We start from the raw sequence: 13,311 nt of genomic DNA on the forward strand, positions 1-13,311 counted from the left end.
AGTGAAGGCGCCGCTGGGGGGCAGCGGCGCCCGGCGAATCAGACGGCGAACAGCAGGAATTCCCGCTCCCACGAACTGATCACGCGCTTGAAGTTTTCGTGCTCGGCCCGCTTCACCGCGACATAGCCGGTGATGAACTTCTGGCCCAGGTACTTCTCGATGGTCTTGCTGTTTTCCATACGCTCCAGGGCGTCCTCGATGGTCAACGGCAGGCGCAGGTTGCGTCGTTCATAACCACGACCGACCACTGGCGCGCTCGGGTTGTGGCCTTCGACCATGCCGATGAAGCCGCACAGCAGGCTGGCAGCAATGGCCAGGTAAGGGTTGGCGTCGGCGCCCGGCAGGCGGTTTTCCACCCGACGGTTCTGCGGTCCGGCATCCGGCACCCGCAGGCCCACAGTGCGGTTCTCTTCGCCCCACTCGACGTTTACCGGCGCCGAGGTATCGGGCAGGAAGCGGCGGAACGAGTTGACGTTGGGAGCGAACAGCGGCAGCAACTCGGGGATGAACTTCTGCAGCCCGCCAATGTGGTTGAGGAACAGCTGGCTCATGGTTCCGTCTTCGTTGGAGAAGACGTTCTTGCCGGTGTTGATGTCGATGATGCTCTGGTGCAAATGCATGGCGCTACCAGGCTCGCCGGTCATGGGCTTGGCCATGAAGGTGGCCGCCACGTCGTGCTTGAGGGCCGCCTCGCGCATGGTGCGCTTGAACACCAGGATCTGGTCGGCCAGGGACAGGGCGTCGCCGTGACGGAAGTTGATCTCCATCTGCGCCGTGCCGTCTTCATGGATCAGGGTGTCCAGGTCCAGCTCCTGCAGTTCGCACCAGTCGTAGACATCTTCGAACAGCGGATCGAATTCGTTGGCCGCTTCGATGGAGAACGACTGACGACCGGTTTCAGGGCGGCCGGAACGGCCGATCGGCGGCTGCAGCGGGTAGTCCGGGTCGTCGCTGCGCTTGGTCAGGTAGAACTCCATCTCCGGCGCCACGATGGGCTGCCAGCCGTGGTCGGCGTAGAGCTTGAGCACCTTCTTCAAGACGTTGCGGGGCGACAGCTCGATAGGGTTGCCCTGCTTGTCGTAGGTGTCGTGGATCACCTGGGCAGTGGGTTCGATGGCCCAGGGCACGAGGTACACCGCGTTCTGGTCGGGGCGGCAAATCATGTCGATGTCCGCCGGGTCCAGCAACTCGTAATAGATGTCGTCTTCGACATAGTCGCCGGTCACGGTCTGCAACAGCACGCTCTCGGGCAGGCGCATGCCTTTTTCGGCAATGAACTTGTTGGTCGGCGAGATCTTGCCCCGGGTGATACCGGTCAAGTCGCCGATCATGCATTCGACTTCTGTGATCTTGTGGTCTTTCAACCAATCGGTGAGCTGGTCGAGGTTGTTACTCATAAATGCCTCTAGGCTGAGTTTCCTGACTCTCTATTAAGTCAGGCGTTGTGTGACGCTTCGGCGTCGCGTTGTTTTGCCCGTTTGCGGCAGGCATCACCAAAAGCCTGGAAGATGGCCAGATAGTGAGGATTGCAGCTTACCTGCCATTCGGGGTGCCATTGCACCCCCAAAGCAAATGCCTTGCCTCCCTCGACCGAGATGGCTTCCACCAGACCGTCAGGCGCCAGCGCCTCGACCCGCAGGCCCGGCGCCAGACGTTCAACGCCTTGAGCATGAATCGAGTTGACTTGAATCTTCTGCGGCAGGCCCAGATTTGCCAGGACCCCACCCGCCTGGACGTGCAAATCATGGGCAGGCGCGTACCAGGCATCCAGGGGCTGACCAGGCTCGTCATCATGGCGGTGGTCCATGAACGGCTGCACGTCATGCACGTTCTGATGAAGGCTGCCGCCCAGGGCTACATTCATTTCCTGGAATCCACGACAGATGCCCAGCACCGGAACACCGGCTTCGACGGCGGCATTCAACAGCGGCAGAGTGGCCGCGTCCCGTGCAGAATCATGAGCAGTGCCCGGCGCGCTGGCAGGCCCCTGGTAATGGAAAGGTTCGATATTGGAGGGAGAACCGGTAAAGAGGATGCCGTCCAGACCGTCCAGAATATCGGACGGGGAAAGCAACTGCGCCACGGACGGAAGAATCACCGGCACGCCCTGGGCTGCGCTGGCTACTGCCTGTACATACTCGTCGCCACTGATGTGATAGGCATGCAGACCGATCTGCCTGGAGCAGGCGGTGATGCCGATTAACGGCAGGCGAGACATGAAACACCCCGGTATTATTGCTGTTATGGGTTTGATTCGAGCTTAGCCTTGTTCATTTTTTTACACAACACCCCCGTAAAAAATACAACACGGCCCGCTCAAGTCTGCGCTACCCGAGGCAGTCGAGTCCCAAAAAACGCCCTGTTTTGCCCCAAAAGAGCCTCGCCAGCCCTTTATTAGGGCGTAAAGAGCCTTACTTGACTTCGGCATGCCGTTCGGGTTGACTGAAACCAGAAAAGATCAATGATTGATATTTTTAACAACAAAGGTGTTGCATCATGTCGGTACCCCCGCGTGCCGTTCAGCTCAACGAAGCGAACGCGTTCCTTAAGGAACATCCTGAGGTTCTGTACGTTGACCTTCTGATTGCGGATATGAATGGTGTGGTGCGCGGCAAGCGCATCGAACGCACCAGCCTCCACAAGGTTTACGAGAAAGGCATCAACCTGCCGGCCTCCCTGTTTGCCCTGGATATCAATGGCTCTACGGTGGAAAGCACCGGCCTGGGCCTGGACATCGGCGATGCTGACCGAATCTGCTATCCAATCCCCGATACCCTGTGCAACGAGCCCTGGCAGAAGCGTCCTACCGCGCAACTGCTGATGACCATGCACGAGCTTGAAGGCGATCCGTTCTTCGCCGATCCACGAGAAGTACTGCGCCAGGTCGTGGCCAAGTTCGACGAACTGGGACTGACCATCTGCGCCGCCTTCGAACTGGAGTTCTACCTGATCGACCAGGAGAACGTGAACGGCCGTCCACAACCGCCACGTTCGCCGATCTCCGGCAAACGCCCGCACTCCACCCAGGTCTACCTGATCGACGATCTCGACGAATACGTCGACTGCCTCCAGGACATTCTGGAAGGTGCCAAGGAACAAGGCATCCCGGCCGACGCCATCGTCAAGGAAAGTGCCCCGGCACAATTCGAAGTCAACCTGCACCACGTGGCCGACCCGATCAAGGCATGCGACTACGCGGTACTGCTCAAGCGCCTGATCAAGAACATCGCCTACGACCATGAGATGGATACCACCTTCATGGCCAAGCCTTACCCAGGCCAGGCGGGCAACGGTCTGCACGTCCACATTTCGGTTCTGGATAAAGATGGCAAGAACATCTTTGCCAGCGAGGATCCCGAGCAGAACGCCGCACTGCGTCACGCGATCGGCGGTGTGCTCGAGACCCTGCCGGCGCAGATGGCCTTCCTCTGCCCGAACGTCAACTCCTACCGTCGTTTCGGCGCACAGTTCTATGTGCCGAACTCGCCGAGCTGGGGCCTGGACAACCGTACCGTGGCCCTGCGGGTGCCGACCGGTTCGGCCGATGCCGTGCGCCTGGAACACCGGGTCGCCGGCGCCGACGCCAACCCGTACTTGTTGATGGCCTCGGTCCTGGCGGGCGTGCACCACGGCCTGACCAACAAGATCGAGCCACCGGCGCCGACCGAAGGCAACAGCTACGAGCAGAACGAGCAGAGCCTGCCGAACAACTTGCGCGATGCCCTGCGCGAGCTGGACGACAGTGAGGTAATGGCCAAGTACATCGATCCGAAGTACATCGATATCTTCGTGGCCTGCAAAGAGAGCGAGCTGGAAGAGTTCGAACACTCCATCTCCGACCTCGAGTACAACTGGTACCTGCACACCGTTTAAGCGGTTGTTGCAAAAAAAACGCCGCGGAGCTGACAGCCCCGCGGCGTTTTTTTGTGCCACTGATCCATGGCCGGCGGATACAGGAATTCTGACGCTCTCGCGTACAATGCCCGCTGCCCAGTAGGAGACACCGATGACGCGCACCGCCCCTCTTCGCAAACCCCGTGCACGCAGCCAGGCCCGGATCGACTCGATACTCGACGCCGCCCGGACCCTGCTCGCCAGCGAGGGTGTGGCCAGCCTGTCGATCTACAGCGTGGCCGAACGGGCGCAGATTCCACCGTCCTCGGTCTATCACTTCTTCGCCAGTGTCCCGGCCCTGCTGGAAGCCCTGACCGCCGATGTCCACGCAGCGTTTCGCGCCTGCCTGCAAGCGCCCATCGACCACGACCGGCTCGACAACTGGCGGGACCTGTCACGCCTGGTCGAACAACGCATGCTCGACATCTACGGCGAGGACGCGGCGGCCCGCCAGTTGATCCTTGCCCAGCACGGTTTGACGGAAGTCACCCAGGCCGATCGCCAGCACGACATTGAGCTGGGTGACCTGATGCACAAGCTGTTCAATCACCACTTCGAGCTGCCGACGCTGCCCCAGGATGTGGATGTATTCGCCCTGGCCATGGAGCTGGGAGACCGGGTGTACGCGCGATCGGTGCAGCAGCACGGGCAGATCACCCCGCGCATGGCGGAGGAAGGCATGCGGGTCTTCGATGCCTACCTGAGCCTTTACTTGCCGCCCTACCTGCCCAAGCGCCCAACGCCGCTCTGAGCGCTCACACCTGCCGCAGCAGCAACCTGTCGATGCTGTGATCCGCTGATTTGTGAATGATCAGGTTCGCCCGTTCCCGGGTCGGCAGGATGTTTTCGACGAGATTCTTCAGATTGACCCGGTCCCAGGTATCGGACGCCACCGACAAGGCGTCAAGGTCCGAAAGCCCCTTGTACTTGTTGAAATAGGAATCTGCCGCCTGAAAAGCGGTGTTCTTCAAGTAGACAAAGCGCTCCAGGTACCAGGCTTTGATCGCCTCCTCGGACGCATCGACGTAAATGGAGAAGTCGATGAAATCCAGGGAGCTCAGGCCTTGCCCCTGCTCCCCCTGCAGTACATTCAGGCCTTCGAGGATGATGATGTCCGGAGCCTCCACCGACTGCGCCTCATCGGCCAGGATGTCGTAGCGGACGTGGGAGTAGATGGGGATCTTCACGGACTCACCCTTCCTGCACACCGATTGCAGAAAATCCACGAACAACGGCTCATCGTAGGACTCGGGAAATCCCTTGCGGTGCAGGATATTTTTTTCCTGAAGGGTCGCCAGGGGGAAAAGAAAGGAGTCCGTAGTCACCAGATGCACATTGGGCTTGTCCGGCCAATAGGCCAGAAGGGCCGCCAGGACCCTGGCAAAACTGCTTTTGCCCACCGCGACACTGCCGGAAACACCTATGACATAAGGCGCCTTGAAACCTGCCTGGGGGGCCTTGAGTGACTCTACCTGGGCCGCATGCAAATGCAGCAGGCGCGACAGCGGGAGCAGGATCTGCCTCACCTCCTCGGGCGCCATGGGCTGGGTCGGACTGGTCAGCGTCTCCATCTCGGACGGTGACAGACTCATGGGTTCTGCGGCCCGCAGAGCTGACCAGCGCTCGCGATCAAACTCCAGATACCCTACGTTTGGACCCTGCTCTGTTGTCATGTTTGTACTGTTCAGGCCTTGCCGAAAGCAGGGAAAGTATCAAATCTGACCGTTATTTACAGCGTCCATGAAAAAAGCCCCGAAGGACTTGCACCCTTCGGGGCTGTTGCACTGCATCGCTCACAACTTGGCGATCGACACCTCGGTGGATTTCACGAAGGCAATCACCTCGCTGCCGATGGACAGTTCCAGCTCCTTGACCGAGCGGGTGGTGATCACCGAAGTGACAATCCCGGAAGCCGTCTGCACATCGATTTCCGACAGCACATCACCTTCGACGATTTCCTTGATGGTGCCTTTGAACTGATTGCGTACGTTGATGGCTTTAATGGTCATGGTATTTCTCCTGGGGTCGAATATGAGTCGCAGTTTTAAAGAGCCCAGCGCAACTGCGTGGGCAAGGGTGAAACGGGTTCCGGCTCCGGCGGTGAGCCTGGCAGTGACAGCACGCGATTGAGGACTTCGGTTTCCAGGGCCGCCAGGCGATGGGAACCGCGCACCCGCGGGCGTGGCAGCTCGACGTGCAGGTCAAGGCCCACCTCGCCGTCCTCGATCAGGATCACCCGATCGGCAATTGCCACGGCTTCGCTGACATCGTGGGTCACCAGCAATACGGTGAAGCCATGTTGCTGCCATAAACGTTCGATCAACTGCTGCATCTCGATCCGGGTCAAGGCATCCAGTGCTCCCAGCGGCTCGTCCAGCAGCAACAGTCGCGGCTGGTGAATCAGGGCTCGCGCCAAGGCCACCCGCTGCTTCTGGCCACCTGACAGCGCCGCCGGCCATTCATGGGCGCGATCGGCCAGGCCCACCGCCTCAAGGGCTTCCAGGGCCTGGGGCCGCCAGTGGCCCTTGAGGCCGAGCCCAACGTTGTCGATGACTTTCTTCCAGGGCAGCAAACGCGCCTCCTGGAACATCAGCCGGGTGTCTTCGATGGCTGCGCTCAAGGGCGCGGAACCGGCCAGCAACTCACCGCCCGAAGGCTGGTCGAGACCGGCCAGCAGGCGCAGCAAGGTGCTTTTGCCGCAACCGCTGCGGCCCACCACAGCCACGAACTGACCGGCAGGAATGTGCAGATCGATTTCCCGCAGCACCTGCCGCGCCCCAAAGGTCTTTTGCAATTTGCGCACGGCCAGGGGAATGCCCCGCAGCAGCCGTGGAGGTTGTTGAGCCGTCATTGGGCATCTCCCCTGGCCACTTGATAGGCCGGATGCCAGCGCAGCCAGACTCGTTCCAGGCCCCGCGCCGCAAGGTCTGCAAGCTTGCCTAGCAGCGCATACATGACGATGGCCAGCACCACCACATCGGTCTGCAGGAACTCCCGGGCATTCATGGCCAGATAGCCGATGCCGGAGCTGGCGGAGATGGTTTCCGCGACGATCAGGGTCAGCCACATGAAGCCCAGGGCAAAACGCACGCCCACCAGGATCGAGGGCAAGGCTCCCGGCAGGATCACTTGGCGAAACAGCGCAAACCCCGACAAGCCGTAGCTACGGGCCATTTCCACCAGCGCCGGATCGACGTTGCGAATGCCGTGGTACGTGTTGAGGTAGATCGGAAACAGAGTGCCCAGCGCCACCAGGAAAATCTTCGCCGACTCGTCGATGCCGAACCACAGAATCACCAGGGGAATCAGCGCCAAGTGCGGTACGTTGCGGATCATCTGCACCGAGCTGTCCAGCAAGCGTTCACCCCATTTCGACAAGCCGGTGATGAAGCCCAGCACCAGGCCGATACCGCCACCGATGACAAAGCCCAGCCCCGCACGCCAGCCACTGATAGCCAGGTGGGTCCAGATATCACCGCTGCGGACCAGGCTGATCCCGGCTTCGATCACCGCGCTGGGAGCCGGCAGGATGCGGGTCGACAGCCAACCCGCCGACACCGACAGTTGCCACACCGCGAGCAACAGCAACGGCAGCCCCCAGGGCGCCAGCCGATGCACTATGCGTTGTCCATTCATGGCCGCACCTCAGCTCTGGGACGCGGCTTTGGGAAGGATGTCATTGGCGACCATCTCCCCGAACGGGCTGACGTAACCGGCGGCTTCGGGCAGCTTGGGCCGTTCGATATCCAGGTGCGGAAACAGCAACTCGGCCACGCGATAGGACTCTTCCAGGTGTGGATAACCGGAGAAGATGAAGGTATCGATGCCCAGGTCCGCGTACTCTTTCATCCGCGCCGCCACCGTAGGGCCGTCGCCCACCAGTGCGGTGCCGGCCCCGCCACGCACCAGACCCACCCCGGCCCAGAGATTGGGGCTGACTTCCAGCTTGTCGCGACGCCCCCCATGCAGGGCCGCCATGCGCTGCTGGCCCACGGAATCGAAGCGCGCCAGGGACGCCTGGGCCCGAGCGATGGTGTCGTCGTCCAGATGGGAAATCAGGCGCTCGGCGGCCTGCCAGGCCTCGGCATTGGTTTCCCGCACAATCACGTGCAGGCGGATGCCGAAGCGCACGGAGCGTCCGAGCTTGGCTGCCTTGTCCCGCACTTGCTGGATCTTCTCGGCCACGGCGGCCGGTGGCTCGCCCCAGGTCAGGACCATGTCCACCTGCTCGGCGGCCAGATCCTGGGCGGCTTCCGAAGAGCCACCGAAATACAGCGGCGGGCGCGGTTGCTGCAGCGGTGGATAGAGCAGCTTGGCGCCCTTCACGCTGATGTGTTGGCCGTCATAGTCCACGGTTTCGCCTTCCAGCACCCGGCGCCAGATACGGGTGAACTCCACGGAGGCCTGGTAACGCTCTTCATGGTCGAGGAACAGGCCATCGCCGGCCAGTTCGTCCGGATCCCCCCCGGTCACCAGGTTGAACAGCGCCCGGCCACCGGACAAGCGATCCAGGGTTGCCGCCTGACGCGCCGCCACCGTCGGGGAAATGATCCCGGGGCGCAGGGCGACCAGGAACTTCAGACGCTGGGTCACCGGAATCAGCGAAGCCGCCACCAACCAGGAATCCTCGCAGGAGCGCCCGGTGGGGATCAGCACCCCGCCAAACCCCAGGCGGTCGGCGGCCTGGGCGATCTGCTGCAGGTAAGCATGATCCACGGCGCGAGCGCCTTCGGCGGTGCCAAGGTAATGGCCGTCGCCGTGGGTGGGCAGAAACCAGAAGATGTTGAGGCTCATGGAGTTGTCTCCTAAGGGGTCGATTTACGGCGCTTTGGCCACGGCGGCAGGGGGCGTCCAGATCACGTCTTTGATGCTCAGCGGCTTGGGAATCAGCTTGAGCTGATAGAAGCTGTCGGCAATTTTCTGCTGCGCGGCGATCACTTCCGGGGTCAGGAAGGCCGCACCGTAGCCCTGGCGTTTCACCGAGGTCAGGGTGATGTCGGTAGACAGACCCAGCAGCGGCGCCACTTGCTGGGTGACCTCCTGCGGGTTGGCCTTGGACCACTCGCCCACGGCCCGCACTTCTTCCACCAGGGCCTTGATCACCTCGGGGTGCTGCTGTGCGTAGGGTTTGGTCGCCAGGTAGAACTGGTGGTTGTCGACGATGCCACTGCCGTCACGCAGCGTGCGTGCCTGCAGTTGCTGCTCGGCTGCCGCCTGGTAGGGGTCCCAGATCACCCAGGCGTCGACGCTGCCACGCTCGAACGCCGCTCGGGCATCGGCCGGAGGCAGGAACACGGTCTGGATATCGCTGTACTTGAGGCCGGCGTCTTCCAGGGCGCGGACCAGCAGGTAATGAACGTTGGAGCCCTTGTTCAGCACCACTTTCTTGCCCTTGAGGTCCTGCACCGACTTGATCGGCGAGTCCTTGGGCACCAGGATCGCTTCGCTATGGGGCGCCGGTGGTTCGTAGGCCACATAGAGCAGGTCGGCACCGGCGGCCTGGGCGAACACCGGCGGGGTTTCGCCGGTCACGCCGAAGTCGATGGAACCGACGTTCAGCCCTTCCAGCAACTGCGGACCACCAGGAAACTCGGTCCACTTCACGTCCACACCCTGCTGCGCCAGGCGCTTTTCCAGGGTGCCCTTGGCCTTGAGCAGCACCAGGGTGCCGTATTTCTGATAACCGATACGCAAGGTCTCGGCTTGAGCTTGAACAATGGCGCCGAAGGACACAGCCGCAGCAAACAGAGCGACCAGACCGCGACGCAAAATGACAGGGCGCATGGCGCTCTCCTTTTTGCTGTGGGGTTGTGGCTGCACCTGCTTGCCCGTTGGCGGGCGAGTAAGGCCAGTACTTCAAATCAGGGGTGTGGCTCAAATGCTCCAGCGAGCACTCAACAGCCGTTCATTCAATACATGCGGGTCCAGCGGTTTGGGGCGACGGGCCATGGCGCTGTGAAACTGCTCCAGAGCCTCTTTCAAACGCAGCTCTAGAGCCTCGGCCAGCTGCGGCTGCACACTGCCTTCGCCATAAGCGATCTGGCTGTCCTCGGCAAAGATGCCCTGGAGCATTTCCTGGGCCTTGAGTGCCGAGAGCACAGGCTTGAGGGCGTAATCCACCGCCAGCATGTGGGCGATGCTGCCACCTGTGGCCATGGGCAGCACCACCTTGTGGCTCAGTGCGCGTTCCGGCAGCAGATCGAGCAGGGTTTTCAGCGCCCCGGAAAACGACGCCTTGTACACCGGTGTGGCGATCAGCAGGCCGTCGGCCTGTTCAATGTGTTGCAGCAGGTTGATGACCATGGCGCTGTCAAAGCGAGCGTGAAGCAGATCCTCGGCCGGGAAGTCCCGCACCTGGTAACTGACCACTTCCACGCCTTGCTGCTGCAACCAGCGCTTGGCCAACTCCAGCAGCACCCCGGAACGGGAGCGTTGGCTGGGACTGCCACCGAGAGAGACCACCAGCATGCAGGGGATTCCTTGAACAAGATAAAGCGATTCGCGGGATGCGATCTCGCCGGACTGAACAGACCTTAACAGCCTATTTTTATATCCATAAATCTTATTTATTCATTTGTTTATTCCTTAAATGAATATAAGGAACGATGATTTCCAGGCAAAAAAATAGGCCGTCGAAACGGCCTTAAAACCCCTGCTTTGTGGTTCTGTTACCTCGGCGTTCAGCGTAGGAACGGGCTTGCCCGCGAAAGAGTCCGCAAAACCTGCACCGGCCTCACCACCACCTTCGCCGGCAAGCCGGCCCCTACTGCGGTGAGTGGGTCAGCGATTGGGCTGCGGCGTCAGGCGCAGGTAAGGCTTCACTGCGCGATAACCTCTGGGAAAGCGGCGTTTGATCTCTTCCTCGTCCTTGAGCGAGGGCACTATCACCACCTCGTCACCGTCCTGCCAGTTGGCCGGAGTGGCCACTTTGTAGTTGTCGGTGAGTTGCAACGAGTCAATCACCCGGAGAATTTCGTGGAAGTTGCGCCCAGTACTGGCGGGATAGGTGATGGTCAGGCGAATCTTCTTGTTCGGGTCGATGACGAACAGCGAACGCACGGTCAGCGTGTCGCTGGCATTGGGATGAATCAGGTCATAGAGGTCCGACACTTTGCGATCGGCGTCCGCCAGGATCGGAAAATTGACGATGGTGTGCTGGGTTTCGTTGATGTCTTCGATCCAGCGGTGATGGGAATCCACCGGGTCCACCGACAGGGCAATGGCTTTGACTCCGCGCTGAGCGAACTCGTCCTTGAGCTTGGCGGTGAAACCCAGCTCGGTGGTGCACACCGGCGTGAAGTCTGCGGGGTGGGAAAACAGCACGCCCCAGCTATCGCCCAGCCACTCGTGGAAACGAATCTTGCCGGCACTGGAATCCTGTTCGAAGTCGGGGGCGATGTCGCCCAGTCTGAGGCTCATGGGGTGCTGCTCCTGTGAGTGCGTGATGGAGCTACTCTGCCTGCACCGGAGCTTATTTAAAAAGAATAAATATCGATTTATTCATAACCAAATTGAATATTAAAAATCTCTTCACTGGACGCGCGCGCAGGCGAAGACCACCCTTCTCAACAAGGTTCGAGAAGGCCTTGAGTAGCTGTACAAAGAGGGGGATTCAGGAAGGGCTCACGGGGGTGGGCCTGACTTGAAGCAATACCTCGCCCGGCATTGCGCCGGGCGAGGCTTTATCGCGCTATTACAACAGCGGGATCGAGTAGCTGACGATCAGACGGTTCTCGTCCTGATCGCGCTGGCCCGGGATGTCGTTACGCCACATGGCGTTCTTCCAGGTCAGGCCGAGGTTTTTCAACGGACCTTCCGGAATCACGTAGGCAACGGTCAGGTCGCGCTCCCACTCGGAGCGGCCAGTGGCCGAAACTGTACGTTGAGGAGTGGTAGACCCCACCTTGCCGGATGTATCGATGTTGTCGCCACGCAGGTAAACCACACCTGCGGTCAGACCTGGCAGACCCACTTTGGCGAAATCGTAGGAGTAGCGAGCTTGCCAAGTGCGTTCGCCGGCACGGGCGAATTTCTGGATCTGCATGTCGGTGGTCAGGTAAGCCGACGAGCCGTCACCCTGGTTCAGCCAAGGGAAATCGCTGTCACCGTTGCTGACCTGATAGCCGCCGCCGAAGGTGTGGCCGGAAACCGAGTACAGGAACAAGCCACTGAGCAGACGGTTATCAACCTTGCCCTTGGTGATGCCAGTGCCGTAGTCACCGGTGGTGTAGTAAGCCGAGTCGTGGCCATTGGCACCGTCGTTACGGCTGTTGAAGTAGCGCAGGTCAGACTTCAATACGCCCGGGCCGATAGCCCAGTTGTGCAGCAGGCCCACGAAGTGCTGTTTGTAGAAGTCTTGCAGGTTGCCATAGTAGTACTGAGCAGTCAGGTCTTTGGTGATTTTGTAGTCACCGCCACCGTAGATGAACTTGTTGCTATCACGGCCTGCTGCTGTGTGAGCATTGGCGCCAGCAATGGACAACTCTTCGTTGTTGCTGGAGTTACGACCTTTGGCGTGCTCGATCTGGCCACCGACCAGAGTCAAATCCTTGATCTCGTTGGTAGTGATCTGGCCGCCCTGGAAGGTTTGCGGCAGCATGCGACCATCGTTGGTCACGATAACCGGCAGTTTTGGCTGCAGGGTGCCCAGCTTCAGTTCGGTCTGCGAGACCTTGGCTTTGGCAGTCAGGCCCAGGCTGGAATAGTTATCAACGGCTTCGCCATTAGACTTGCTTGGGAAGACGGTGCCGCCATAGGAAGTGGAGGTGGCGCCGTTAGTACCGCCGCCCGAGTCCAGCTTGATGCCCAGCAAGCCGATTGCATCCAGACCGAAACCGACAGTGCCCTCGGTGTAACCGGAAGTGAAGTTGAGTTGGAAGCCTTGGCCCCACTCTTCCTGCTTACTCTGGGCACCCGCAGCTTTGGCATCGCCATCGCGGTTATCGGTATTGATATAGAAGTTGCGCAGCCCCAAGGTAGCCTTGCTGTCTTCGATGAAACCGGCGGCGCCTGCCTGCTGCGCCAAAACCCCTACGGCCACAGCCAGGGCCAAGGTGGACTTGTTCATGTTTCGCTCCTCTCGTTTCTAATTCTTGTGGTTCCTGGCCCCAGATCGAACGCCCGGGTGCCACAGATGCGCGATTAGCGCCAGACCGTGACCGACAAGTCAATCGTAACTATCTATGTCTACGACCATGGTCTAATCGCAGTGATTTGGTCCATGCAGGGTAATGAATTACTCATAAACCCAAAAAGAATTGTTTAGTCCTTTTTCATGCTTTTCAGGAATAACGCTAGCCACTGTAAAGCCGAGAGTCCCGGCCTAGGCACTCGCAAGCTTATTTCTGAAAATTTTTCCCCGATTCAGCCCTTCAAGGTCCTCCCCGCGCCAGAGGCGTAAAACGTCATGGAGGATCG

At 60.2% G+C, this 13,311-nt stretch carries 13 protein-coding genes; 2 read left to right on the top strand and 11 right to left on the bottom strand.

Annotated elements, in window-relative coordinates; translation table 11 throughout:
* Window positions 1–38: 38 nt before the first annotated feature.
* Together Q8O96_RS16330 and Q8O96_RS16335 are read right to left on the bottom strand one after the other, a co-directional pair.
* Entirely contained in the window at window positions 39–1,397 is a 1,359-nt protein-coding gene (locus Q8O96_RS16330; protein WP_102862147.1) for a glutamine synthetase family protein, read from the bottom strand.
* Between the two features lie 38 nt (window positions 1,398–1,435).
* The gene (locus Q8O96_RS16335) at window positions 1,436–2,218 is read right to left on the bottom strand and encodes a gamma-glutamyl-gamma-aminobutyrate hydrolase family protein (protein WP_102862148.1); all 783 of its coding nucleotides are present in this window, start codon (window positions 2,216–2,218) and stop codon (window positions 1,436–1,438) included.
* Window positions 2,219–2,496: 278 nt separating this feature from the next.
* On the opposite strand from Q8O96_RS16335, the gene Q8O96_RS16340 reads away from it, so the two are divergent.
* Both Q8O96_RS16340 and Q8O96_RS16345 read left to right on the top strand, forming a co-directional pair.
* Window positions 2,497–3,873, top strand: coding sequence for a glutamine synthetase family protein (locus Q8O96_RS16340; protein WP_085581012.1), 1,377 nt, complete (start codon window positions 2,497–2,499; stop codon window positions 3,871–3,873).
* A gap of 133 nt (window positions 3,874–4,006) precedes the next feature.
* Window positions 4,007–4,645, top strand: a complete 639-nt coding sequence (locus Q8O96_RS16345; RefSeq protein ID WP_102881216.1) for a TetR/AcrR family transcriptional regulator — start codon at window positions 4,007–4,009, stop codon at window positions 4,643–4,645.
* A 4-nt stretch (window positions 4,646–4,649) separates the two neighbouring features.
* Here Q8O96_RS16345 and coaA read toward each other — a convergent pair whose 3' ends face one another.
* From coaA to Q8O96_RS16390, 9 genes are all read right to left on the bottom strand, one after another.
* Window positions 4,650–5,567, bottom strand: a complete 918-nt coding sequence (gene coaA, locus Q8O96_RS16350) for a type I pantothenate kinase (RefSeq protein WP_102862150.1) — start codon at window positions 5,565–5,567, stop codon at window positions 4,650–4,652.
* Window positions 5,568–5,687: 120 nt separating this feature from the next.
* Complete coding sequence (locus tag Q8O96_RS16355) at window positions 5,688–5,903, bottom strand: molybdopterin-binding protein (protein ID WP_011064106.1); 216 nt, start codon at window positions 5,901–5,903, stop codon at window positions 5,688–5,690.
* 35 nt (window positions 5,904–5,938) lie between these two features.
* Entirely contained in the window at window positions 5,939–6,745 is an 807-nt protein-coding gene (gene ssuB, locus Q8O96_RS16360; RefSeq protein ID WP_102862151.1) for an aliphatic sulfonates ABC transporter ATP-binding protein, read from the bottom strand.
* Entirely contained in the window at window positions 6,742–7,530 is a 789-nt protein-coding gene (ssuC, locus tag Q8O96_RS16365; protein ID WP_102862152.1) for an aliphatic sulfonate ABC transporter permease SsuC, read from the bottom strand. The genes ssuB and ssuC overlap by 4 nt, the downstream gene beginning before the upstream one ends.
* A 9-nt stretch (window positions 7,531–7,539) precedes the next feature.
* On the bottom strand, window positions 7,540–8,688 hold the full coding sequence (gene ssuD, locus Q8O96_RS16370) for an FMNH2-dependent alkanesulfonate monooxygenase (protein ID WP_102862153.1): 1,149 nt from the start codon (window positions 8,686–8,688) through the stop codon (window positions 7,540–7,542).
* 24 nt (window positions 8,689–8,712) lie between these two features.
* A complete protein-coding gene (locus Q8O96_RS16375) occupies window positions 8,713–9,678 on the bottom strand; it encodes a sulfonate ABC transporter substrate-binding protein (protein WP_102862154.1) in 966 nt (321 codons plus the stop codon).
* A gap of 90 nt (window positions 9,679–9,768) precedes the next feature.
* Window positions 9,769–10,362, bottom strand: coding sequence for an NADPH-dependent FMN reductase (gene ssuE, locus Q8O96_RS16380; RefSeq protein WP_102862155.1), 594 nt, complete (start codon window positions 10,360–10,362; stop codon window positions 9,769–9,771).
* A 312-nt stretch (window positions 10,363–10,674) separates the two neighbouring features.
* Window positions 10,675–11,313 carry a peroxiredoxin gene (locus tag Q8O96_RS16385; RefSeq protein ID WP_102862156.1) on the bottom strand — a complete coding sequence of 213 codons (639 nt, stop codon included), beginning with the start codon at window positions 11,311–11,313 and terminating at the stop codon, window positions 10,675–10,677.
* 274 nt (window positions 11,314–11,587) lie between these two features.
* Window positions 11,588–12,961, bottom strand: coding sequence for an OprD family porin (locus tag Q8O96_RS16390; protein WP_102862157.1), 1,374 nt, complete (start codon window positions 12,959–12,961; stop codon window positions 11,588–11,590).
* Between the last annotated feature and the right edge of the window lie 350 nt (window positions 12,962–13,311).

The organism is Pseudomonas sp. LPH60 (assembly GCF_030718165.1).
In the GTDB taxonomy this organism is placed as follows: domain Bacteria; phylum Pseudomonadota; class Gammaproteobacteria; order Pseudomonadales; family Pseudomonadaceae; genus Aquipseudomonas; species Aquipseudomonas danubii.

Bases quoted from the DNA above. Each gene is read 5' to 3' on its own strand.
- Q8O96_RS16385 (WP_102862156.1), bottom strand. From the start codon at position 11,313: ATGAGCCTCAGACTGGGCGACATCGCCCCCGACTTCGAACAGGATTCC.
- coaA (WP_102862150.1), bottom strand. From the start codon at position 5,567: ATGACAACAGAGCAGGGTCCAAACGTAGGGTATCTGGAGTTTGATCGC.
- Q8O96_RS16340 (WP_085581012.1), top strand. From the start codon at position 2,497: ATGTCGGTACCCCCGCGTGCCGTTCAGCTCAACGAAGCGAACGCGTTC.
- Q8O96_RS16330 (WP_102862147.1), bottom strand. From the start codon at position 1,397: ATGAGTAACAACCTCGACCAGCTCACCGATTGGTTGAAAGACCACAAG.
- ssuB (WP_102862151.1), bottom strand. From the start codon at position 6,745: ATGACGGCTCAACAACCTCCACGGCTGCTGCGGGGCATTCCCCTGGCC.
- Q8O96_RS16355 (WP_011064106.1), bottom strand. From the start codon at position 5,903: ATGACCATTAAAGCCATCAACGTACGCAATCAGTTCAAAGGCACCATC.
- ssuC (WP_102862152.1), bottom strand. From the start codon at position 7,530: ATGAATGGACAACGCATAGTGCATCGGCTGGCGCCCTGGGGGCTGCCG.
- Q8O96_RS16390 (WP_102862157.1), bottom strand. From the start codon at position 12,961: ATGAACAAGTCCACCTTGGCCCTGGCTGTGGCCGTAGGGGTTTTGGCG.
- Q8O96_RS16345 (WP_102881216.1), top strand. From the start codon at position 4,007: ATGACGCGCACCGCCCCTCTTCGCAAACCCCGTGCACGCAGCCAGGCC.
- ssuD (WP_102862153.1), bottom strand. From the start codon at position 8,688: ATGAGCCTCAACATCTTCTGGTTTCTGCCCACCCACGGCGACGGCCAT.
- Q8O96_RS16335 (WP_102862148.1), bottom strand. From the start codon at position 2,218: ATGTCTCGCCTGCCGTTAATCGGCATCACCGCCTGCTCCAGGCAGATC.
- Q8O96_RS16375 (WP_102862154.1), bottom strand. From the start codon at position 9,678: ATGCGCCCTGTCATTTTGCGTCGCGGTCTGGTCGCTCTGTTTGCTGCG.
- ssuE (WP_102862155.1), bottom strand. From the start codon at position 10,362: ATGCTGGTGGTCTCTCTCGGTGGCAGTCCCAGCCAACGCTCCCGTTCC.